This window comes from Streptomyces sp. MAI_2237, assembly GCF_054189285.1.
The window spans coordinates 2,066,881-2,088,941 of sequence record NZ_JAJPGQ010000003.1 but is presented as its reverse complement, the minus strand read 5'-3'; the positions used below and the strand labels follow the sequence as shown (position 1 = coordinate 2,088,941).

Sequence of the window (22,061 nt, the reverse complement as noted above, 5' to 3'; positions counted from 1 at the left end):
TCACCGCTTGCGCGCGCAGCACCGCACGGTCGGTCACCCGCCCGCCCTGGGCGCCGGGTGGTCAGGGGGTACGGGGGTCGCGCCACATCGGCCACATGCTGGGGCCGTCGGGAAGGGCCAGGGGGCGCGGGCGGGCTCGAAGCCGAGGCGCTCGTACAGGGCGCGGCTGCGGGCGCTGCTGGCCTCCAGGTAGGCGGGGCGGCCGTCGCGGTCGCAGCGGTCGAGGACACGCCGGATCAGCGCGGTGCCCAGGCCCTCGCCCTGCCGCCCGGGCGCCACGCCGATCATCCACAGGTACTCGTGGGCGCGGCCCGCCGGATGGATCTCCGCCGTCAGCCGGCCGATCAGTTCGACGCGCTCGTTGTCCGGGTCGACGGCGGCCCGCAGCTGCTTCGCGCCGCCGTCGTCGCCGTGCGCGTCGGCGGGCACGGGCAGCCACAGCGCGCACGCGCTGCCGTCCTCGGTGACGTCGATCCGCCCCTCGGCGAGCACGATCCCGGTGAAGGCGGCCATCAGCCGGTGGTGCGTCGTACGGCGGTACTCCTCCCCGGGGAAGACCCAGCCGCTGACCGGATCGTCCTGGAAGGCCTCGTCCAGCAGCCGGACGACCATGTCGTGGTCGCTCTCGCCCGCCGTCCGGATCGCCACGGTCATGCGTCGCCCCTTCGTCTCAACCGCCCTTGCACGCACGGGGGTTGAGCCTATCCGGAACGTCGGGGAGCGCAACGGGAAAGAACGGGGCCCGCACACCGTGGGGATGTGCGGGACCCGTCGTCCGGGGCCCCCGGCGGCCGTACGGGGTCAGGAGCCGTACGGCCGGGCCGGTGGGCCCCGGGGTCTTCGTGCGGGACGGTCAGCCGGTGCGCCGGGTCACGAACTCCGCCAGCGCCAGCAGCCCGCCCGCCGCCTCCGGGCCGGGGACCGCGCGGGACAGCTCGTCCATCGCACGGGCCATCCGGTCGGCGGCCTCCACCTGCGCCCAGTCCCGCCCTCCGGCCCGCTCGACGGCGAGGGCGGTGCGCGCCATGTCCTCCTTGTCGTACGGCGCCTCGTACAACGCGGCCAGTTCGGCGGCCGCGGGTGTGCCCGAGGTCAGGGCGGCGACCACCGGCAGGGACTTCTTGCGGGCGGCCAGGTCGGCGCCGGCCGGCTTGCCGGTGCGGTCCGGGTCGCCCCATATGCCGATGACGTCGTCGATGAGCTGGAAGGCGAGCCCGGCCTGGCGGCCGAACGCGTCCAGCGCTTCGACGTCCTCCTGCCCGGCGCCCGCGAACAGCGCGCCGAGCGCACAGGCGCACCCCAGCAGCGCGCCCGTCTTGGCCTCGGCCATGGTCAGCACCTCGTCGAGGCCGACCTCGCCGGGCCGGCGCCGCTCCAGTGCCGTGTCCGTGTGCTGTCCGGCGCACAGTTCGACGACACAGGCAGCGAGCCGGGCCGCGGCCGCGGAAGCCGCCGGGTGCGGGTCCTCGGCGAGCAGCTTCAGGGCCAGGGCCTGCAGGGCGTCCCCGGCGAGGATCGCGTCGGCGTCGCCGAACACGGTCCACGCGGTGGGCCGGTGGCGGCGGGTGGTGTCGCGGTCCATCACGTCGTCGTGCAGCAGCGTGAAGTTGTGCACCAGTTCCACCGCGGCCGCCGCCCGTACGGCCGCCCCGGCCGCCGCCGGTCCGCCGAGCGCGGTGGCCGCGGTGAGGACGAGCGCGGGCCGTATCGCCTTGCCGGCGTTGCCGGTCGACGGTGTCCCGTCGGCGCGCTCCCAGCCGAAGTGGTAGAGCGCGATACGGCGCATCGAACCGGGCAACGACTCGATGGCGGCGCGCAGCTCGGGGTCGACCGACGCCCGGGTGCGCTCCAGGATCACCGTCGCCTCGTGGCCGTCGAGCGTCATCGGCCCCGCGGGGCGGTACCCCGCCGGGGCACGGTCTCCCGCGTCGTCGGCGCGGTGCTTCGTCTCCGCCAGGAACTCGGCGGTCATGGTCTCCCCCTCGGTCGGTCCGCGGACGGCGGCGTCTGAACTCCGGCCGGGCACATACGACCGAGGTCTACCCGCCCCGCCGGGCGAGGACACTGCTTGCAGGGGGCGAACGTCACCTCCAGCGGCCGATCTCGACGTTCTCCAGGACACCGAGGGCGTCCGGGACGAGGACGGCGGCCGAGTAGTAGGCCGTCACCAGGTACTTGATGATCGCCTGTTCGTTGATGCCCATGAAGCGCACGGACAGGCTGGGCTCGATCTCGTCCGGGATGCCGGCCTGCTGCAGGCCGACGACGCCCTGCTCGGCCTCGCCGGTACGCATCGCGATGATGGAGCTGGTCCGCGCCTCGGTGACGGGGATCTTGTTGCAGGGGTAGATCGGCACACCCCGCCAGGTGGGGATGCGGTTGCCGCCCACCTCGATGGTCTCGGGGACCAGTCCGCGCTTGTTGAACTCACGGCCGATCGCGGAGATCGCGCGCGGGTGCGCCAGCATGAACTTGGTGCCGCGCCGCCGGCTGAGCAGTTCGTCCAGGTCGTCGGGGCTGGGCACACCGTCGTGCGGCTGCAGCCGCTGGTCGTACTCGCAGTTGTGCAGCAGCCCGAACTCCCGGTTGTTGACCAGCTCGTGCTCTTGGCGCTCCTTCAACGCCTCGACGGTCAGCCTCAGTTGCTGCTCGGTCTGGTTCATCGGCTGGTTGTAGAGGTCGGCCACGCGTGTGTGGATGCGCAGCACGGTCTGGGCGACGCTCAGTTCGTACTCGCGGGGCCTGGCCTCGTAGTCGACGAAGGTGTGCGGGATGTCCGGCTCGCCGGAGTGGCCGGCCGCGAGCTCGATCGCCTTCTCGCCGTACCTGTTGGTGTCCTGCTCGGGGACCGAGCGCTGCCGCCGGAGGTGTTCGCTCAGGGACTCGGCGCGCTCCGCGACCTGGTCGACGTCCTGCCGGGACAGGACCAGCACGGTGCAGGCGGTGGCCGCGCGGGCCGTGTACTCCCAGATGGCGTCGGGGTCCAGCAGCGCGGACTCGCCGAGGTAGGAGCCGTCGCCGAGCACGCCGAGGACCGCGTCGTCGCCGTAGGGGCCCGTGCCGACCTTCTCGACCCTGCCGTGCGCCAGCAGGAAGACCTCCCCCGTCCGGCTGCCGAAGGAGGCGATCAGCGATCCGGGCGCGTACTCCTGCTGCCGGCAGCGCTGGGCGAGTTCGGTCAGCACCTCCTCGTCCTCGTAGGAGCGCAGCGCGGGCAGCTCACCCAGTTCGGCGGGGATGACCTCGACGCGGTCGCCCGTCTTCACGAACGTGATGCGGCCGTCCCCCACGGCGTAGGTCAGTCGCCGGTTCACCCGGTACGTGCCGCCCTGCACGTTCACCCACGGCAGCATGCGCAGCAGCCAGCGGGAGCTGATCTCCTGCATCTGCGGCGCGGACTTGGTCGTGGTGGCCAGGTTCCGCGCGGCGGCGGTGCCGAGACTCTGCTGCGGCCTGCCCTGCTCCGTACGGACCTCTTCGCCTACCGACATATGAGAATTGCCCTCCCGGTCATGGACGGCGGCCGAGCCGCGCACCCACCGATCTGCGTTGACCAGCCTTTCATCACGGAGCGTGTCGGTGCTATTACCCGAAAGAGCGGGAATGGATCATGAGCGGCCTGGGCAGATGCGCGGTCCGCGTACAGCCGGGCCGGGAGTGTCGGGTGTCCGAAAAGCGCCCCCTCGCCGCGAGCACGATGTGTAATCGACCGCGCACTGTCGGTAAAAGAGCGACACGAGGAGGCCGCAACCGGCGGCCGTCAGCACGGCACGAAGGAGGCGGTCATGGCCTCACCCATGTCCGCGGGCAGTTTTCTCGACGCTCTGCGGGCGGAGGGCGTCACCGTCGTCGAGGTCGGCGACTGGGCGCATCACAACCGCAACCACAAGGGCCCGTGGGGACCGGTCCACGGCGTGATGATCCACCACACGGCGTCGAGCGGCAGCGAGCGGACGGTGGAGATGTGCCGGGACGGCTACGAGGGCCTGCCCGGTCCGCTGTGCCACGGCGTGATCACCAAGGACGGCACGGTCCACCTGGTCGGCTACGGCCGCGCCAACCACGCGGGCCTCGGCGACGGCGACGTGCTGCGCGCGGTGATCGCCGAGAAGGCGCTGCCGCCGGACAACGAGGCCGACACGGACGGCAACCGGTACTTCTACGGCTTCGAGTGCGAGAACCTCGGCGACGGCCACGACCCCTGGCCGCAGGCCCAGCTGGACGCCATCGAGAAGGCGGCGGCCGCGGTGTGCCGGCACCACGGGTGGACGGAGCGGTCGGTGATCGGGCACCGGGAGTGGCAGCCGGGAAAGGTCGATCCGAAGGGGTTCACGATGACCTGGCTCCGGGAGCGGATCCGCGAGCGCCTGAAGTGACGTACCAGGTCACAATGGTCGGGTGACCGGCCCCGACACCCTGCGCCCCCGCCTCCCCTCCCCCGTGCAGGAGCTGTCGGACCCGCGCTTCCACGGCCTGCGCCTCCTCCTCAAGCGCGACGACCTCATTCACCCGGATCTGGTCGGCAACAAGTGGCGCAAGCTCGAGCCGAACCTGCGCGCCGCGGCCGGCCGGACGCTGGTCACCTTCGGCGGGGCGTACTCCAACCACCTGCGGGCCACGGCCGCGGCCGGCCGCCTCCTCGGGCTGCCGACCGTCGGCGTGGTCCGCGGCCAGGAGCTCGCGGGCCGGCCCCTCAACCCCTCCCTGGCCCGGTGCGCGGCCGACGGCATGCGGCTGCACTTCGTGGACCGGTCGACGTACCGCCGCAAGACCGAGCCGGACACCCTCGCGCGCGTGCTGCGCGCGGCGGGCGCCGAGGACGCGTACGTCGTCCCGGAGGGCGGCAGCAACGCGGCGGCGGTACGCGGCTGCCGGGCCCTGGGCGAGGAACTGGGCGACCGGGCCGACGTCGTGGGCGTGGCCTGCGGCACCGGCGGCACCCTGGCCGGACTCGCCGCCGGACTCCCGCCCGGCCGGCGTGCCCTCGGCATACCGGTCCTCAAGGGCGGCTTCCTCACCACTGACATACGGCGCCTCCAGCAGGAGGCGTTCGGCGGCCCGCGCGGCACCTGGCACCTCGACGACCGCTTCCACTTCGGCGGCTACGCGCGCGTGCCCGCGGAACTCGACGCCTTCGCCGAGGACTTCGAGCAGCGCCACGCGGTGCCGGTGGAACGGCTGTATGTCGCCAAGTTGCTGTACGGACTCGTCGCCCTGGCACAGGAGGGAGCGTTCCCGCGCGGGACGACCGTGGCGGCCGTGGTGACGGGGCGCCCCTTCCCTCAGGCGTCCTAGGCCCCGTCCACCGCCTCCCGGTAGGCCGCCGCCTCCTCCAGGTCCAGACGGCGCAGCAGGGTGCGCAGCATCTCGTCGTCGATGTAGCGGCCGTCGCGGAGGCGGACGAACATCGCGCGCTCGGCGCCGATCATCTCCCTGGACAGGCGGCGGTAGGTGTCGTCGACGGACTCGCCGGTGATCGGGTTGGTCTGGCCGAGGCGTTCCCAGACGGCGTTGCGGCGGCGCTCCAGGCTCTGGCGGAGACGGTCGGCGAGGGGCGGCGGGAGGGTGTTGCGCTCGTCGGTGAGGAGCTCGTCGAGGCGCTGCTCGGCGACCCGGGAGGCCTGCGCCTGGGCGTTGGCCTCGGCGAGGGTCTCGGCCTGGGCGTCCCGGCCGGGGAACTTCAGCAGGCGGATCAACGGGGCCAGGGTGAGGCCCTGGACGACCAGGGTGCCGATGACGGTGGTGAAGGTCAGGAAGAGGATGAGATTGCGCTGAGGGAACGGTTCGCCGCCGTGCACGGTGAGCGGGATGGAGAAGGCGATGGCCAGCGAGACCACGCCCCGCATCGCGGCCCAGGAGGTGACGATCGGCCCTCTCCAGGTGGGGTTGTCCTCGCGTTCCCTGATCCGCGCCGACACCATCCGAGGCACGAAGGTCCCCGGGTAGACCCAGACGAACCGGGCCGCGACGACCACCAGGAAGAGGGCGATCGCGTACCAGGCGGCGTCCACGCCCTCGTACTCCCCGAGGCCCCTGAGCACGACCGGCAGCTGCAGCCCGATCAGCGCGAACACCGCCGACTCCAGGACGAACGCGACCACCTTCCACACCGCCTCCTCCTGGAGACGGGTGGCGAAGTCGACCTCCCACGCGCGGTGTCCGATGTAGAGGGCGACGACCACGACCGCAAGGACGCCGGAGGCGTGCACCTGCTCGGCCACGGCGTAGGCGACGAACGGGATCAGCAGGGACATCGTGTTCTGCAGGAGCGCCTCCTTCACGTGCGTGCGCAGCCAGTGGATCGGCAGCATCAGCACCAGGCCGACGGCGACGCCGCCCACGGCCGCGAGCAGGAACTCGCCGATCCCGCCGATCCAGGACGCACCCTCGCCGACGGCGGCCGCGACGGCGACCCGGTAGGCGGTGATCGCGGTGGCGTCGTTCAGCAGGGACTCGCCCTGCAGGATCGTGGTGATCCGGGAGGGCAGCCCGACCCGGCGGGCGACCGCCGCCGCGGCGACCGCGTCCGTCGGCGCCACGACCGCGCCGAGCGCCAGCGCCGCGGGCAGGGGCAGCCCGGGCACGATCTGGTAGGCGGCCCAGCCGACGACGAAGGTCGCGAAGAGCACGTACCCGACGGACAGCAGGGCCACCGGCCGCATCGAGGCACGCAGATCGAGGTACGAGCTCTCGACGCCCTCCTTGTGCAGCAGCGGGGGCAGCACCAGCGGCAGCACGATCTCAGGGTCGAGGGTGTAGTCCGGCATGCCCGGGATGCCGGACACCACCAGCCCCACGGCGACGAGCACCAGGGGCGCGGGCACCGGGGTCCGCCGGGCCGCCGCCGCGACCGCGGTACTGCCCGCCACCAGCAACAGCAGTGGCATCACGTCCATGGCCCTCGCCCGCCCTCGTTCATCGTCGTCCGCCCGCCCTCGATTTTCCGCGCGGCCGTCCGCGCGGCCGTCGTAACCTGGCAATCATGAAACAGTGCACGCACGCCGACGCGCTGCCGCACCCGGAACCCGAGCCGCTGAGCGAGACGTGTCCGGAGTGCCTGCGGGACGGCACGCACCCGGTACAGCTTCGGCTGTGCCTCACCTGCGGCCACGTCGGCTGCTGCGACTCCTCGCCCGGCCGGCACGCCACGGAGCACCACAAGGACTCCGACCACCCGATCATGCGGACGTTCGAGCCCGGGGAGAACTGGCGTTGGTGCTTCGTGGACCACGTTCTCGTGTGACCCTGGAGGACCGGGGACGGGCAACGTTCCGGACGGTTCGACCGTCTGACGTCTGGGTACGTCAACCCGGCGCGCGTTCTTCCCATTTGGAGCCGCAGACCCCTAGACACGGAGCGTGTCCACAGTTTTACTGTGAGTGACGGCAAGGGGTCGGGGTCCCGGGGACAGGAAAGTTGAGAGCGCGATAGCGTCACCGCTGAAGCACATGTCGCGTTACCCCGGGGGGCGACCCTCGGCCCTGTAAAGCTTGTACCACCATGGAGGTGAGGGTGTCCCAGATCGCAGGCGAGCCCGCGACCCAGGACTTCGTCGAAGTCCGGCTGCCGGCCGCGGGTGCCTACCTGTCGGTGCTGCGTACGGCCACGGCCGGTCTCGCGGCCCGTTTGGACTTCACCCTCGACGAGATCGAGGACCTGCGCATCGCGGTGGACGAGGCCTGCGCGATCCTGCTCCAGCAGGCCGTGCCCGGCTCGGTGCTCAGCTGTGTCTTCCGCCTCGTCGACGACTCTCTCGAGGTCACCGTCTCGGCCCCGACCACGGACGGTCACGCCCCCTCGCGGGACACCTTCGCCTGGACCGTCCTGTCCGCTCTCGCAGGCAAGGTCTCCTCCGCCGTGGACGAGGACAAAACCGTTTCGATCAGCCTCTACAAACAGCGCGGCGCGGGACCCGGGCCGGCGTGAGGACAGGGGACGGGCCGGTGCGTGACGAAGAGCGCGGCACAAGGGAGCTGCCGGCCGAGGGCACGGGCGGATCCCGCGGCACGGGCGATGCAGTCCAGGGCATGGCGGGCATTCCCGAGCAGGCCCGGCCGCACCCGGAGGAGACCTCCCCCGCGGCCGGTCTCCTGGACGACGGGCAGCGGGATCGGGAAGGTGTCGCGCCGGGTACGCCCGCGGACGGGCCGCCGGGGATCTCCCCGGCCCGCCCGGCGGCGAGGGCTCGGCGACGGACAACGGGCGGGACGATGAGCGAGCACGAGCGAGACGACCAGCAGGACGCGCAGAGCGTGCCGCGGGCCACGCAGCACGACGCACAGAGCGTGCCGCGGGCCACGCAGCACGACGCACAGGACCGCAGCGGGGCGCGCGCCATGTTCGTCGAACTGCGGGGACTGCAGGACGGCAGCCCGGAGTACGCGGAACTGCGCAACCGGCTGGTCCGGATGCACCTGCCGCTCGTCGAGCACCTCGCGCGCCGCTTCCGCAACCGCGGCGAGCCGCTGGACGACCTCACCCAGGTCGCCACCATCGGTCTGATCAAGTCCGTCGACCGTTTCGACCCGGACCGCGGCGTGGAGTTCTCCACGTACGCGACGCCCACGGTCGTCGGCGAGATCAAGCGTCACTTCCGCGACAAGGGCTGGGCGGTCCGCGTGCCGCGCCGCCTGCAGGAGCTGCGCCTGGCGCTGACCACGGCGACCGCGGAGCTCTCCCAGCTGCACGGCCGCTCGCCCACGGTCCACGAGCTCGCCGAGAAGCTCGCCATCTCGGAGGAGGAGGTCCTGGAGGGCCTGGAGTCCGCCAACGCGTACTCCACGCTGTCCCTGGACGTCCCCGACACCGACGACGAGTCCCCGGCGGTCGCGGACACCCTGGGCGCGGAGGACGAGGCGCTGGAGGGCGTCGAGTACCGCGAGTCCCTCAAGCCGCTGCTGGAGGACCTGCCGCCCCGGGAGAAGCGCATCCTGCTGCTGCGCTTCTTCGGCAACATGACCCAGTCGCAGATCGCGCAGGAGGTCGGCATCTCACAGATGCACGTCTCGCGCCTGCTCGCCCGCACGCTGGCCCAGCTGCGGGAGAAGCTCCTGGTGGAGGAGTAGACCGGCGGTCGCTACGGCGTCGTAGGACTACCGCCCGCCGTCCTGTGCGCGGCCCGGACCCTTGATCCCGAGGGCCTGGGTCGTCGCCGGATTGACCAGCAGCACCAGGGAGGCGACGGCGACGACCGCCAGCGCGATCCCCGCCGGAATGGCCACGCTGTCGGCCTGCAGCAGGTTGTACGCCACCGGCAGCGCCATGATCTGCGTGATGACGGCCGGGCCCCGGCTCCAGCTCTTGCGCTTGAGCAGCCCGCGGGCGGCCAGCAGCGGCAGCAGGGCGAGGACGATCAGGGTGATGCCGCCGGTGACGGCGGCCCCGCGGTCGTGCGGGGAGCCCGCCAGGCCCTCCGCGAGCATCCAGACGCCGCCGACGACCAGCGCCAGCCCCTCCAGCGCCGCGAGCGCGGCCGCGTAGGTCAGGCGGCGGGGTCGGGGGCCGCTGTCTTCCTCGGTGGCGGGCGTCTGCTCAGTGGTCACCTCTGAAGGGTAGCCCCGGGGACGCGGGCCCCCACGGCGAGGTTGAGGGTGCCGCCCGTGGTGAGCCTCACGCCCCGGCCTCTTACCTGATCCACACCTCGCCCTGTGCCCGGTACCACCCAGTAGGTACGCTGCAACCCATGCGTGCACTTCTCGTGGTCAACCCGGCAGCCACCACCACAAGCGCACGTAGGCGCGATGTCCTGATCCACGCCCTGGCGAGCGAGATGAAGCTCGAAGTGGTCACCACGGAGTACCGCGGCCACGCGCGCGACCTCGGCCGGCAGGCCGCGGACAGCGACGACATCGACCTCGTGGTCGCCCTCGGCGGCGACGGCACGGTCAACGAGGTCGTCAACGGCCTCCTCCACGCCGGGCCCAACCCCGACGGGCTTCCCCGCCTCGCCGTGGTCCCCGGCGGCTCCACGAATGTCTTCGCCCGCGCGCTGGGGCTGCCCAACGACGCCGTCGACGCGACCGGCGCGCTGCTGGACGCGCTGTACCAGGGCAGCGAGCGCACGGTCGGCATGGGCCTCGCGGCGGGCACGCCGGGCACCGAGGACGAGGCGGTGCCCGCCCGCTGGTTCACCTTCTGCGCGGGGCTCGGCTTCGACGCGGGTGTGGTGGGCCGGGTGGAACAGCAGCGCGAACAGGGCAGGAAGTCCACGCACGCCCTTTATCTGCGCCAGGTGGTACGGCAGTACTTGCAGGAGCCGAACAAGCGGCACGGCACGATCACCTTGGAGCGGCCCGGTGAGGATCCGGTGACCGATCTCGTGCTCTCCATAATCTGCAACACCTCGCCGTGGACGTATCTGGGTAATCGTCCGGTGTACGCGGCGCCTAAGGCTTCGTTCGATACCGGGCTCGACGTACTCGGCCTCAGCCGTATGTCCACGGTGGCGGTTGCCCGGTATGCCACACAGTTGCTCACTTCGTCCGCCGACCGCGGACCCCATGGCCGGCACGTGGCATCCCTGCATGACCTGGACCGGTTCACCTTGCATTCGAAGGTGCCGCTCCCCCTCCAGATGGACGGCGACCACCTCGGACTGCGCACGAGCGTGACGTTCACAGGCGTACGCCGTGCACTGCGTGTGATTGTGTGAGCAGAAGAGGCCAAAGTCCTTTCACTCGAACGTTTAGGCCAGGGTCCACCCCATGGAAGTACGGCTGTGACCTAGTCGACACCGAGGAATCAAAAAAAACTTTCCAGAAGGGGTTGTATCCGCCGCTGAGGTTTGCGAGTCTCTACGTGGCGATCGGGACAGCCCGCAACACCGGCATCCACAGATCACCGGAACCCCTCTTCGATTAACAGGACCCGCGCCGGGGAACTGGCGGTAGGCCCTTCACTTGTTGAGGGATTCGTGAAAGCGTTCACATTCACAAGCAACTTGCACGTAATACCAAGGAGAGGTAGCAGCCATGGACTGGCGTCACAACGCCGTTTGCCGCGAGGAAGACCCCGAGCTCTTCTTCCCCATCGGCAACACCGGTCCTGCGCTGCTGCAGATCGAGGAAGCCAAGGCCGTCTGCCGTCGCTGCCCCGTCATGGATCAGTGTCTGCAGTGGGCGCTCGAGTCCGGTCAGGACTCCGGCGTCTGGGGTGGTCTCAGCGAGGACGAGCGTCGCGCGATGAAGCGCCGTGCCGCCCGCAACCGGGCCCGTCAGGCCTCCGCCTGACAACACCCGCCCCGCAAACAGCCTGAGCTTGGCGGCGCGTACAGCGAGTACGCATCTCCCGCCCCCGAGCCGCAGCGCGCAGTACCCCCGATGCGCAGCACAAGCTGGCAACGAGCATTCGAGCCCCGGACCCGGGACAGGGTCCGGGGCTTCTTGCTGTGACGTCCTTCGAAGGCGGATCGCCCGCGACCGGCGGACCCCCGAGCCGGGGGCCCTGCGCCCGGGGGCCGTTCTACTTGCCGGCCCGCACCGGCACGTCGAGGATGACCCGGGTGCCCCGCTCGGGAGCCGGGACCATGTCGAACGTGCCGCCCAACTCCCCTTCCACCAGCGTCCGTACGATCTGGAGGCCGAGGTTGCCCGCGGTGTGAGGGTCGAAGCCGTCGGGTAGACCGACACCGTCGTCCTGGACGGTGACCAGCAGGCGGGCCTCTTTCGTGGTGCCCCCGCGCACGGCCGAGACCTCGACCGTGCCGGTGTCGCCCTCACGGAAACCGTGTTCGAGGGCGTTCTGCAGGATCTCGGTGAGCACCATGGACAGCGGGGTGGCGACCTCCGCGTCCAGGATCCCGAACCGGCCGGTGCGCCGGCCGGTGACCTTGCCCGGCGAGATCTCCGCGACCATGGCCAGCACCCGGTCGGCGATCTCGTCGAACTCCACACGCTCGTCCAGGTTCTGAGACAGCGTCTCGTGCACGATCGCGATGGAGCCGACCCGCCGCACCGCCTCCTCCAGCGCCTCGCGGCCGCGCTCGGAGCCGATGCGCCGGGCCTGGAGGCGAAGGAGGGCGGCGACGGTCTGGAGGTTGTTCTTCACCCGGTGGTGGATCTCCCGGATGGTCGCGTCCTTGGTGATCAACTCGCGTTCGCGGCGGCGCAGTTCGGTGACGTCGCGGAGCAGGACGAGTGAACCGATGCGGGTGCCCTTGGGTTTGAGCGGGATCGCGCGGAACTGGATGACGCCGTCGTGCGCCTCGATCTCGAACTCGCGCGGCGCCCAGCCGCTGGCCACCTTCGACAGTGCCTCGTCCACCGGGCCGCGCGTCGGGGCGAGTTCGGCGGTGGTCCGGCCCAGGTGCTGGCCGACGAGGTCGGAGGCGAGGCCCATGCGGTGGTACGCGGACAGCGCGTTCGGCGAGGCGTACTGGACGATGCCGTCCGCGTCGAGCCGGATCAGGCCGTCGCCGACGCGCGGGGCGGCGTCCATGTCCATCTGCTGGTTGGCGAAGGGGAAGGCGCCGGCCGCGATCATCTGCGCGAGGTCGGAGGCGCTCTGGAGGTAGGTCAGCTCCAGGCGGCTCGGGGTGCGCACGGTCAGCAGGTTGGTGTTGCGGGCGATGACGCCGAGGACGCGCCCCTCGCGTCGCACCGGGATCGACTCGACCCGGACCGGGACCTCCTCGCGCCACTCCGGGTCGCCCTCGCGCACGATCCGGCCCTCGTCCAGGGCGGCGTCCAGCATGGGGCGGCGGCCGCGCGGGACGAGGTGGCCGACCATGTCGTCCTGGTAGGAGGTGGGGCCGGTGTTGGGCCGCATCTGGGCCACGGACACGTACCGGGTGCCGTCGCTGGTGGGGACCCACAGGACGAGGTCGGCGAAGGAGAGGTCGGAGAGCAGCTGCCACTCCGAGACCAGCAGATGGAGCCACTCGAGGTCGGAGTCGTCGAGCGCGGTGTGCTGGCGGACCAGTTCGTTCATGGAGGGCACATGTGCGAGCGTACCTGGCGGTATGTGCGGCCCAGAAACACCCGCGGGCCGCGGCGCCTGGGAGGGACCCTCAACCCTCCCGGCACCGCAGCCCGGAGCAGTATCGGCCGCGGGGTGTGCGGTCCCGGTGTCGGCCGAAGGGTGAGGAGCCGGGGCAGTCAGGGCAGAGAGCTCCGGTTCCTCGGTCCGTCTTCCTGTGCGGGGAAGACGGAAGCCTGTTCGTGCTGCTGCGCAGTGTTTCAATTGTGGACTAGACCACACGGGGTGTCCATGCGTTGGAGGCTGTTCGTTGTTGTTATTTTCGCGACCGCTCCAACTGTTCGGACGCCCTAGCATCCATCACGCAGCCTAGCCTGTGTGGGTTCATGTGCGGGGCCAGATGGCCATGGCAATTTCCGCGAGCGCCTCCAGTTCCTCCCGGCTCGCCCCGTCCCGCGCCTGTTGCGACATGCCCTGGATCATCGCCCCGGTGTGCCGGGCGAGGGCACGGGCGTCGACACCGGCGGGCATCTCCCCCGCCGCCGCGTCCGCCTCGATACGGCCGCGGATCGCGGCGATGGTGGCGTTGCGCCGCTCGCGCAGGGACTGCTCGACCTCGGGGGTCGTGCAGTTGGCCGCCGCGTGGACGACGAGACAGCCGTGCGGGCGGCCGGGGGCCGTGTACTCGGCGGCGGCCTCGCGCAGCACCCGCGCCACGGCCGCCCGCGCGCTGGGCTCCTCGGCCAGGGCGCGGTCGACGAAGGAGCCGTAGCGGGCGTCGTAGACGGACACGACCTCGTCGAACAGCGCGCGCTTGTCGCCGAAGGCGGCGTACAGACTGGGGGCGCCGATGCCCATGACGCGGGTCAGGTCGGAGACGGAAGTGCCCTCGTAGCCGTGCTCCCAGAAGGCCATGACGGCCTTCTCCAGCGCGGTCTCCCGGTCGAACGAACGGGGGCGCCCGCGCGGCCTGGTCGCGGTCGGCGCCTTCGCCCTCGGGTCCTCACTGCCCACCATGGCGTGAATTGTATAGGGGCCGCTAGAGAAATGACCGAGCGCTGCCGTACGGTCTTGCGGCTCCCGCGGGGCGGTGCCGGCCGGGTCAGTGGGTCTCCGTCACCTTCGCCAGGGCGCGGGGGGCGTCCGGGTCCTGGCCACGGGCGATGGTGACCTCGTAGGCCAGCAGCTGCAGCGGGATGATCTCCAGGATCGGCTGGACCTCCTCGGCCACGCCCTCGGTGGGCAGGACGAAGCCGGCCGAGGCCTGCTCGACCTGGTGGGCGGGGCCGACGACGAAGAGGTCGGCGCCCCGGCCGCGCAGCCGGTCGAGGACGGGCTGGAGGGCCTCGCCGCCCTTGCCGTCGGTCACGACCGCGATCACCGGGGAGACGTTGTCGACCATGGCGAGCGGACCGTGCAGGAGGTCGGCACCGGAGTAGGAGAGCGCCGGGATGTAGCTGGTCTCCATCAGCTTCAGGGCGGCTTCCTTGGCCGTGGGGTAGCCGTAGCCGCGCGAGGTGATGACCATGCGCTCGGCGAAGCGGTAGCGGGCGGCGAGGGCGCGGAGCTCGTCCTGGCGGGCGAGCAGTTGCTCGGCGAGGTCGGGCAGCGGCTTCGCGGCTGCGCCGTCGCCGCCGCGCAGGCCCTCGACGAAGAGGTAGAGGGCGAGGAGGGAGGCCGTGTAGGTCTTGGTCGCGGGCAGGGCCTTCTCCGGTCCGGCCATGACGTCGACGTGGTACTCGGAGACGCCGGCCAGCGGGGAGTCGGGGTTGTTGGTGACGGCGAGGGTGATCGCGCCGGCTTCGCGGGCGGCCCTGGTGGAGGCGACCAGGTCCGGTGAGCCGCCGGACTGGCTGACGGTGACCACCAGGACGTCGGTGAGGTCCGGGCGGGCGCCGTAGGCCGTGGTGGTGGACATCGAGGTGAGGCCGCAGGGCAGGCCGAGGCGGATCTCGAGGAGGTACTTGGCGTAGAGGGCGGCGTTGTCGGAGGTGCCGCGGGCGGTCAGCAGGACGAAGCGGGGACGGCGGGCGGCGATCGCCTGGGCCACCTGCCGGATGGCGGGGGCGCCCTCGTCCAGGAGGCGGCGCAGCACGGCCGGCTGCTCGGCCATCTCGCGGGCCATGGTCCGGCCCGGGACGTCGACGGGGGGCTCCGGTGTCGTGGCGGTCATGGTCGGTTCCTCCTGGCTCGGTCCGCGGGGCAGCGCCCATCCCACTCCCCCAGGGTGAATCATGCCTGGCCCCCGGGTGGAATCGGGGTGCCACGGGTGTACCTCCGGTGCCGCCGGCTCCCCTGGGCCGCAGAGGTCGCCTCTGTTAGATTGGTCTAAACCACCTGACCCTTCCAGGTACCGGTTGAGTCCCCCTCTTTCAGATCGGCAGGCCCAGCGTGGAAGTTGTCATCGTTCCGGACGCCAAGGCGGGCGGCGAACTCGTCGCCGAGGCCATGGCGCGGCTCCTGCGGCGCAAGCCGGACGCGCTGCTCGGCGTGGCCACCGGCTCGACCCCGCTGCCCGTCTATCAGGCGCTGGCCGCCAAGGTGGCCGCCGGCGCGGTGGACACCTCACTGGCCCGGGTGGCGCAGCTCGACGAGTACGTGGGGCTGCCGGCCGAGCATCCCGAGTCGTACCGGTCCGTGCTGCGGCGCGAGGTGCTGGAGCCGCTGGGCATCGGGGTGGACGCGTTCATGGGGCCCGACGGGACGGCCGAGGACATCCCGGGGGCCTGCGAGGCGTACGACACGGCGCTGGCGGAGGCCGGGTGCGTGGACCTGCAGCTGCTCGGGATCGGGACGGACGGGCACATCGGCTTCAACGAGCCGTGTTCCTCGCTCGCCTCGCGGACGCGGATCAAGACGCTGACCGAGCAGACGCGGATCGACAACGCGCGGTTCTTCGGGGGCGACATCGAGCAGGTGCCGCATCACGTCATCACCCAGGGCATCGGGACGATCCTCGACGCCCGGCACGTCGTGCTGCTCGCCACGGGCGAGGGCAAGGCGGACGCGGTCGCCGCGAGCGTGGAGGGGCCGCTGGCCTCGGTGTGCCCGGCGTCGGCACTGCAGTTGCATCCGCACGCGACGGTCGTGGTGGACGAGGACGCGGCGTCCAAGTTGAAGCTGGCGCACTATTTCCGGCACACCTATGTCAACAAGCCGGACTGGCAGGGGATTTAGGGCGGCTTCGGCTGCCGGGTGCCGTGGTTCTCGGGCTGCGGGTCGTGGATGGCCGGTCGCGCAGTTCCCCGCGCCCCTTCGGGGGCGCGACACAGGCGCCGGTTCCCTGTCCAGGGAACCGGCGCCTTCGGCGTCGTAACGGCTAGGCGCCTGCGACGATCTCCGCTGCCGCGCGGCCGCAGACCCTGGCGGCGCCGTGGGTGGCGATGTGGAGGGCGCCGCGCGGGGGTGCCTGGGGCAGGCCCATCTCGATCACGACCGTGTCGGGGCGGCTTCTGAGGATGGTGTCCAGGGCCGCCGCCATCCAGGGGTGGCGGTGTTCGTCCCGGACCACGGCGACGATGCGGCGCGGGCCCGCGGCGGCCAGGGTGGCCAGGCCCGCGTCCGCGCCGGAGAACGTGCCCGTCTCCGTGCCCGGCAGGAGGCGGAACAGCTCCGCCGCCACCCCCCAGGGGGTCTCGTCGCCGACCGCGATGTTGGCCACCGGGGTGAGGGCGGCGACGTAGGGCGGGTCGGTGAGCGGGGTGAAGGCGTCCGCGCCGGTCAGGCGCAGCGCCCGGCGTGCCGCGCGCAGGCCGACCTCGGTGTCCGGGGCGGGCTGCGGGCGGGCCGCCTTGGCGGTGCTCGTCCAGCCGGCCAGGGACCTGACCCGGTCCGCCGCCTCGGCCAGGCGGGCCTCGGGGAGTTCACCGGCGCGGACGGCCGCGACGAGGGCGTCCCGCAGGCGCCGTACCGTCTCGTCGTCGGCGAGGCCGCCGCCCACGCAGATCGCGTCGGCGCCGGCGGCGATCGCGAGGACGCTGCCGCGTTCGATGCCGTAGGTGCCGGCGATCGCCCGCATCTCCATGCCGTCGGTGACGATCAGGCCGTCGTAGCCGAGTTCGCGGCGCAGGAGGCCGGTGAGAATGCGGTGGGAGAGGGTCGCCGGGCGGTCCGGGTCCAGGGCGGGGACCAGGATGTGGGCGCTCATCACGGCGCGGGTGCCGGCGGTGATCGCCGCGCGGAACGGGGCCAGTTCGCGTGCGGACAGCACGTCGGCGGGGACGTCGATGTGCGGGAGCGCGTGGTGGGAGTCGACGGCCGTGTCGCCGTGGCCCGGGAAGTGCTTGGTGCAGGCCGCCACTCCGGCCGACTGCAGGCCGGTGACGTAGGCGGCGGTGTGGCGGGCGACCAGGGCGGGTTCGGCGCCGAAGGAGCGGACGCCGATCACCGGGTTGGCGGGGTTGGAGTTGACGTCGGCGGAGGGGGCCCAGTTGAGGTTGACGCCGCAGGCGGCGAGGCGGCGGCCGAGTTCGGCGGCCACCTCGCGCGTGAGGTCGGCGTCGTCCACCGCGCCGAGGGCGTTGTTGCCGGGGAAGGAGGACCCGGTCCGCACCTCCAGCCGGGTCACGTCGCCGCCCTCCTCGTCGATGGCGACGAGGACGTCGTCCCGCTCGGCGCGCAACTGCGCGGTCAGGGCCGACAGTTGCTCGGCGGAGGCGATGTTGCGGCCGAACAGGCCGACGGAGGCGAGGCCCTCCCCGAGGCGCCGCAGCAGCCAGTCGGGGGCCCTGGTGCCGGTGAACCCGGGTTGCAGGACCGTCAGGGCGTCGCGCGTCAGGGTGTCTGTGCCGCTGGCGAATGTCGTCATCGGGGGGCGTTATCCCTTCACTGCGCCCGCGGTCAGGCCCGCGGCCATCTTGCGCTGGACGAGGAGGAACAGCACGACGATCGGCACGGCCATCATCGTGGCGCCGGCCATCATCGGGGCGTATTCGGTGCCGTGCTTGGTGGTGAAGTTGCCGAGCCACACGGTGGCCGTCTGGTGCTCCTGGCTGAGCAGCATCAGGGCGTAGAGGTACTCGTTCCACGCCTGGATGAAGCCGTAGACGGAGGTGGCGACCATGCCGGGGGCGAGGAGCGGGAAGACCACGCGGACGAAGGCGGCGGTGCGGGAGCAGCCGTCGACCATGGCCGCCTCCTCCAGTTCCCGGGGGATGTTGACGATGAAGCCGCGCAGCGTCCACACCGTGAAGGGGAGGATGAAGGTCAGATACGTGATGATCAGGCCGGTGAGCTTGTCGTACTGGTGCAGGTCGTTCAGGAGCAGGAAGACCGGGATGATCATGGCGACCAGCGGGACCATCTGGACGGCGAGGATGCCGACGATGACGATCTTGCGACCGCGGAAGGCGAACCGGGAGATGGCGAGCGCGGCCAGCATGCCGACGACGATGCCGATGGCCACGACCGAGAGGGAGACGACGAGGCTGCGGCCGACCGGGCCCCAGAAGTCCGCGATGTCCAGCGCCCGGCTGAAGTTGGAGAGCGTGAAGCCGGTCGGGAACAGGCTCGGGTCGGGGTCGATGGTGTCCTTGGCCGGCTTGATCGCCGTGTTGAGCATCCAGTAGACGGGGAAGCCGGCGGTGAGGAAGACGAGAAGGCCGAGGAGGTTCCAGCCGAGCTTGGACCTGCGGCGCCGCGAGCCGCCGCCCGCGGTCGCCACGGCGTTCATGATGGTCATTCGACCTCTCCGATCTTCAGCATCTGGCGCATGTACACCGCGACCACGCCGAGCAGCAGCACCACGGTGATCAGGGCGATCGCCGAGCCCTGCGCGTAGTCGTTGACCACGAAGGCCCGGTCGTAGGAGTAGGTGGTCAGCAGCTGGAACTCCTGCTCGGGATGGCCGTTGCGCATCACGAAGACCTGCGGGAAGACGCCCATGTCCCAGATGACCGACAGGGTCGTGAGCATCACGATGATCGGCTTGAGGATGGGCAGGGTGACGTACCGGAACACGCCCCAGGAGCCCGCGCCGTCGAGCCGCGCGGCCTCTTCCAGTTCGGCCGGGACCTGGGTGAGGCCGGCGCTGAGGGTGATGACGACGAAGGGGACCGCTCCCCACACCACCAGCAGCATGATCACGGCGAGGCCCTGGGGTCCGCTGGCGAACCAGTTGTGGCCGATCAGGTCCACGCCGGGCAGCTTGCTCAGCAGCGCGTTGAGGATGCCGTAGTCGGCGTCGAACAGCCACTTGAAGACCGTGGTGGCGACGATGATCGGCATGCCCCAGCTGGCCACCAGCGCGATGTTGACCAGCGTCTTCACCCAGCCGGAGACCCGCTGCAGCAGCAGGGCGATCAGCATGCCGAGCACCATCGTGAACACGACCGAGCCGGCCGCGAACACGATGGTGCGCAGGACCACCTGCCAGAACTCGCCGTCGCCCAGCACCCCGCTGAAGTTGTGGAAGCCGACCCAGTCGGCCGGCTGGAAGCCCCACAGCTGGGACTGCCCGAACTTCTGGAAGGAGAGGGTGACCAGGCGGACCAGCGGATAGCCGAGGACCACCGCCAGGATCAGCAGACAGGGCGCGAGCAGCAGCCAGGGCGTGGACGCGCCGCCCGAAGTCCCGACTCTGCGGGCGGCCTTGGCGACCGGCGGTGGTGGCGGCGCCTGCCGCGGCGGCGGCACCTTGGCAGGGGTGGTGGTGTCTGCGGCACTCATCGCGCGCTCCTCAGCGGTCCCTCAGGTCGTACGGACAGGCGGGGTTCCGCCGGGACGGAACCCCGCTCGCAGGTCACTTGGTGTTGATGACCTTGTCGATGGCGCTGTCCGCGTCCTTCGCGGCGGCCTCGACCGACTTCTTGCCGGTGCCGATGTTCTGCAGCATCGTCTGCAGGACCTGGGCCTTCTCGACCTGGCCCCAGCCGGGCGCCATGGGGACGAACCAGTTGGACTCGGCCGCGGTGGCCGGGACCGCCGTGGCGGGGTCGTTCTTCAGGGTCGCGAGATCGGTCTTGTTGTTGGGCAGGTTGCCCTTGGCCATCAGGCCCTTCTGACCGGACGGGCCGGTGAAGGCGTTGATCCACTCGGCGGCGACGCCCTGCGCCTTGGACTTGACCGGGACGGCGAGGTCCGAACCGCCCAGGAAGACGGGCATGTTCTTGCCGGACGGACCGGGCATCACGAAGTTCTCGAGGTTGTCCTTGAGCTTGCCGGTCTTGTCGTTCTTCGGGTCTGCGGAGGTCGCGCCCTCCCACGCGGCGCCGAAGATCATGCCGGACTTGCCCTGGCCGTAGACGATGTAACGGTCGGACTCGTCCTTGGTCTTGTCGCCGTGCATGTACTTGTCGACGACGTTCTTGAACTCGGTCAGGCCCTTGATCGACTCGGGCGAGGAGAGGTTGGCCTTCCACTGGCCGCCCTCCTCCTTGGCTATGGAGCCGCCGGCGTCGTAGACGAAGGACATGGCCGCGTACCAGTCACGGGTGGGCTGGTACCAGGCGGAGAACTTGTTCCCCTCCTTCTTCTGCACCTTGTCGAGGGCGGCGGTCAGTTCGGCGTACGTCTTCGGAGCGGACTTCACGCCGACCGAGGCGAAGAGGTCCTTGCGCCAGTTGGCGACGCGGCCGCCGGCGTAGTACGGGACGCCGTAGGTCTTGCCCTGGTACGTCACCGACGCCTTGAGGCCGTCGAGCCAGGCCGAGGAATTGTCGAACTTCGAGGCGTCGACCGGGGCGAAGGCGCCCTTGACCATGTAGCCGAGCATCTCGGTGTTGCCCATCTCGACCACGTCCGGCACCTTGTCGGTGGCGAGGACCGCGTCGAGCTTGGTGTTCTTGTCCGGCCAGCCGTAGTACTCGTGCTTGATCTTGATGCCGGGGTGCTTCTTCTGCACGGCCGCGTCGGCCGCCTTCACCAGGTTCGGCCAGTTGTTCTGGGCGTCGACGGTGAGCCAGACGGTCAGCTCCTTGGCGTCGGTGCCGGACGTCGAGCCCTTGTTGTCGCTGCCCCCACACGCGGCGACCGAGACCATCATGCCCGCGATACCGATCGCGGCTGCCAGCTTGCGCTTCACGCCACCCTCCTCAGGGATGCCCACACCTCCCCGCCCATGCGCCGGGACCTGAACCAATGGTGTAGACCAGTACCCGGAGCTTGGACCAGACCAGGAAGCCTGTCAAGGGTGCTCGAAACCGCCCTGACCAGCCGTTATGCGACCTACATATGCAGGAACCTTTAAGTAAGAAACCAGCGAAAAGAGCATCGGCGGAGTAGTCTCGTCCGCTAGACCACTTGGCCCTGTGGACTAGACCAACAAAGACGGCGACGGTATACAGAAGGGATCACGAAGTGACCCGCATCCGTCAGCCGGGAAGGCAGAGCATGAGCAGCGACGTCAGCAGTGCGGAGACCGAGGGCGGGGCAGGCGTCCGCACCGCGCGCGTGCCCAAGTACTACCGCCTCAAGAAGCATCTGCTCGACATGACGGAGACGCAGTCGCCCGGCACCCCCGTACCGCCCGAGCGCACCCTCGCCGCCGAGTTCGACACCTCCCGCACGACCGTGCGCCAGGCGCTGCAGGAGCTGGTGGTCGAGGGCCGGCTGGAACGCATCCAGGGCAAGGGCACCTTCGTGGCCAAGCCGAAGGTCTCCCAGGCCCTCCAGCTCACCTCCTACACCGAGGACATGCGCGCCCAGGGTCTGGAGCCGACCTCGCAGCTGCTGGACATCGGCTACATCACCGCCGACGACCGCCTCGCCGAGCTGCTCGACATCACCGCCGGCGGCCGGGTGCTGCGCATCGAGCGGCTGCGCATGGCCAACGGCGAGCCGATGGCCATCGAGACCACCCACCTCAGCGCCAAGCGCTTCCCCGCCCTGCGCAGGTCCCTCGTCAAGTACACGTCGCTCTACACGGCGTTGGCCGAGGTCTACGACGTCCACCTCGCCGAGGCCGAGGAGACCATCGAGACCTCGCTGGCCACCCCGCGCGAGGCGGGCCTGCTCGGCACCGACGTGGGCCTGCCGATGCTGATGCTCTCCCGGCACTCCTTCGACAAGGACGGCGAGCCGGTGGAGTGGGTCCGCTCGGTGTACCGGGGCGACCGGTACAAGTTCGTGGCACGGCTGAAGAGGCCGATGGAGTAGCGCACTTGGTGTAGCGCAACCGCCGCCGCTGCTCTACGGTCCTCCCGACTCCG

Annotated in this window: 20 protein-coding genes and 1 pseudogene; 9 read left to right on the top strand and 12 right to left on the bottom strand. The window is 71.0% G+C overall.

What is annotated here, in order from left to right:
- Window positions 1-61: 61 nt before the first annotated feature.
- The 3 genes and pseudogenes from LN251_RS20145 to LN251_RS20135 form a co-directional block, all read right to left on the bottom strand.
- A pseudogene (locus LN251_RS20145) lies at window positions 62-654 on the bottom strand (GNAT family N-acetyltransferase).
- 199 nt (window positions 655-853) lie between these two features.
- Entirely contained in the window at window positions 854-1,972 is a 1,119-nt protein-coding gene (locus LN251_RS20140; RefSeq protein ID WP_458245611.1) for a family 2 encapsulin nanocompartment cargo protein polyprenyl transferase, read from the bottom strand.
- A 112-nt stretch (window positions 1,973-2,084) separates the two neighbouring features.
- Window positions 2,085-3,491, bottom strand: a complete 1,407-nt coding sequence (locus LN251_RS20135; RefSeq protein WP_458245610.1) for a family 2B encapsulin nanocompartment shell protein — start codon at window positions 3,489-3,491, stop codon at window positions 2,085-2,087.
- Between the two features lie 294 nt (window positions 3,492-3,785).
- Between LN251_RS20135 and LN251_RS20130 the strand changes: the two genes are divergently transcribed.
- Both LN251_RS20130 and LN251_RS20125 read left to right on the top strand, forming a co-directional pair.
- A complete protein-coding gene (locus LN251_RS20130) occupies window positions 3,786-4,376 on the top strand; it encodes an N-acetylmuramoyl-L-alanine amidase (RefSeq protein WP_458245609.1) in 591 nt (196 codons plus the stop codon).
- Window positions 4,377-4,398: 22 nt separating this feature from the next.
- Window positions 4,399-5,295 carry a 1-aminocyclopropane-1-carboxylate deaminase/D-cysteine desulfhydrase gene (locus LN251_RS20125; RefSeq protein ID WP_458245608.1) on the top strand — a complete coding sequence of 299 codons (897 nt, stop codon included), beginning with the start codon at window positions 4,399-4,401 and terminating at the stop codon, window positions 5,293-5,295.
- Here the strand turns inward: LN251_RS20125 and LN251_RS20120 are convergent.
- Complete coding sequence (locus LN251_RS20120) at window positions 5,292-6,896, bottom strand: Na+/H+ antiporter (RefSeq protein WP_450710726.1); 1,605 nt, start codon at window positions 6,894-6,896, stop codon at window positions 5,292-5,294. The two genes, LN251_RS20125 and LN251_RS20120, sit on opposite strands and share 4 nt — an antisense overlap.
- A gap of 86 nt (window positions 6,897-6,982) precedes the next feature.
- Between LN251_RS20120 and LN251_RS20115 the strand changes: the two genes are divergently transcribed.
- The 3 genes from LN251_RS20115 to LN251_RS20105 all read left to right on the top strand — a co-directional run bounded on the left by LN251_RS20115 (window position 6,983) and on the right by LN251_RS20105 (window position 9,065).
- On the top strand, window positions 6,983-7,243 hold the full coding sequence (locus LN251_RS20115) for a UBP-type zinc finger domain-containing protein (protein ID WP_142142397.1): 261 nt from the start codon (window positions 6,983-6,985) through the stop codon (window positions 7,241-7,243).
- A gap of 269 nt (window positions 7,244-7,512) precedes the next feature.
- Entirely contained in the window at window positions 7,513-7,926 is a 414-nt protein-coding gene (locus LN251_RS20110; protein ID WP_004925829.1) for an ATP-binding protein, read from the top strand.
- A complete protein-coding gene (locus LN251_RS20105; protein WP_458245607.1) occupies window positions 7,923-9,065 on the top strand; it encodes an RNA polymerase sigma factor SigF in 1,143 nt (380 codons plus the stop codon). Before LN251_RS20110 ends, LN251_RS20105 begins: the two co-directional genes overlap by 4 nt.
- A 27-nt stretch (window positions 9,066-9,092) precedes the next feature.
- Here LN251_RS20105 and LN251_RS20100 read toward each other — a convergent pair whose 3' ends face one another.
- The gene (locus LN251_RS20100; protein ID WP_458245606.1) at window positions 9,093-9,542 is read right to left on the bottom strand and encodes a hypothetical protein; all 450 of its coding nucleotides are present in this window, start codon (window positions 9,540-9,542) and stop codon (window positions 9,093-9,095) included.
- A gap of 140 nt (window positions 9,543-9,682) precedes the next feature.
- Here LN251_RS20100 and LN251_RS20095 point away from each other — a divergent pair, with 140 nt between their 5' ends.
- Both LN251_RS20095 and LN251_RS20090 read left to right on the top strand, forming a co-directional pair.
- Window positions 9,683-10,651, top strand: a complete 969-nt coding sequence (locus LN251_RS20095) for a diacylglycerol/lipid kinase family protein (protein ID WP_458245605.1) — start codon at window positions 9,683-9,685, stop codon at window positions 10,649-10,651.
- Between the two features lie 319 nt (window positions 10,652-10,970).
- Window positions 10,971-11,228, top strand: coding sequence for a WhiB family transcriptional regulator (locus tag LN251_RS20090; RefSeq protein ID WP_006142322.1), 258 nt, complete (start codon window positions 10,971-10,973; stop codon window positions 11,226-11,228).
- Window positions 11,229-11,460: 232 nt separating this feature from the next.
- On the opposite strand, the gene LN251_RS20085 is transcribed toward LN251_RS20090, so the two are convergent.
- The 3 genes from LN251_RS20085 to LN251_RS20075 all read right to left on the bottom strand — a co-directional run bounded on the left by LN251_RS20085 (window position 11,461) and on the right by LN251_RS20075 (window position 15,088).
- Window positions 11,461-12,936 (bottom strand): sensor histidine kinase, encoded by a 1,476-nt coding sequence (locus LN251_RS20085; RefSeq protein ID WP_458245604.1) that lies wholly within the window; start codon window positions 12,934-12,936, stop codon window positions 11,461-11,463.
- A 363-nt stretch (window positions 12,937-13,299) separates the two neighbouring features.
- The gene (locus LN251_RS20080; protein WP_458245603.1) at window positions 13,300-13,932 is read right to left on the bottom strand and encodes a TetR/AcrR family transcriptional regulator; all 633 of its coding nucleotides are present in this window, start codon (window positions 13,930-13,932) and stop codon (window positions 13,300-13,302) included.
- An 85-nt stretch (window positions 13,933-14,017) separates the two neighbouring features.
- Complete coding sequence (locus LN251_RS20075; RefSeq protein WP_458245602.1) at window positions 14,018-15,088, bottom strand: SIS domain-containing protein; 1,071 nt, start codon at window positions 15,086-15,088, stop codon at window positions 14,018-14,020.
- Between the two features lie 218 nt (window positions 15,089-15,306).
- Here LN251_RS20075 and nagB point away from each other — a divergent pair, with 218 nt between their 5' ends.
- Entirely contained in the window at window positions 15,307-16,092 is a 786-nt protein-coding gene (gene nagB / locus LN251_RS20070; RefSeq protein WP_458245601.1) for a glucosamine-6-phosphate deaminase, read from the top strand.
- Between the two features lie 142 nt (window positions 16,093-16,234).
- Here nagB and LN251_RS20065 read toward each other — a convergent pair whose 3' ends face one another.
- The 4 genes from LN251_RS20065 to LN251_RS20050 all read right to left on the bottom strand — a co-directional run bounded on the left by LN251_RS20065 (window position 16,235) and on the right by LN251_RS20050 (window position 20,935).
- Window positions 16,235-17,722, bottom strand: a complete 1,488-nt coding sequence (locus tag LN251_RS20065) for a glycoside hydrolase family 3 protein (protein ID WP_458245600.1) — start codon at window positions 17,720-17,722, stop codon at window positions 16,235-16,237.
- Window positions 17,723-17,731: 9 nt separating this feature from the next.
- Window positions 17,732-18,586 carry a carbohydrate ABC transporter permease gene (locus tag LN251_RS20060; protein WP_458246758.1) on the bottom strand — a complete coding sequence of 285 codons (855 nt, stop codon included), beginning with the start codon at window positions 18,584-18,586 and terminating at the stop codon, window positions 17,732-17,734.
- Window positions 18,587-18,591: 5 nt separating this feature from the next.
- The gene (locus LN251_RS20055; protein WP_458245599.1) at window positions 18,592-19,581 is read right to left on the bottom strand and encodes a carbohydrate ABC transporter permease; all 990 of its coding nucleotides are present in this window, start codon (window positions 19,579-19,581) and stop codon (window positions 18,592-18,594) included.
- A 73-nt stretch (window positions 19,582-19,654) separates the two neighbouring features.
- The gene (locus tag LN251_RS20050) at window positions 19,655-20,935 is read right to left on the bottom strand and encodes an extracellular solute-binding protein (protein ID WP_458245598.1); all 1,281 of its coding nucleotides are present in this window, start codon (window positions 20,933-20,935) and stop codon (window positions 19,655-19,657) included.
- 308 nt (window positions 20,936-21,243) lie between these two features.
- Here LN251_RS20050 and LN251_RS20045 point away from each other — a divergent pair, with 308 nt between their 5' ends.
- Window positions 21,244-22,008, top strand: a complete 765-nt coding sequence (locus LN251_RS20045; protein ID WP_058923303.1) for a GntR family transcriptional regulator — start codon at window positions 21,244-21,246, stop codon at window positions 22,006-22,008.
- Window positions 22,009-22,061 lie beyond the last annotated feature (53 nt).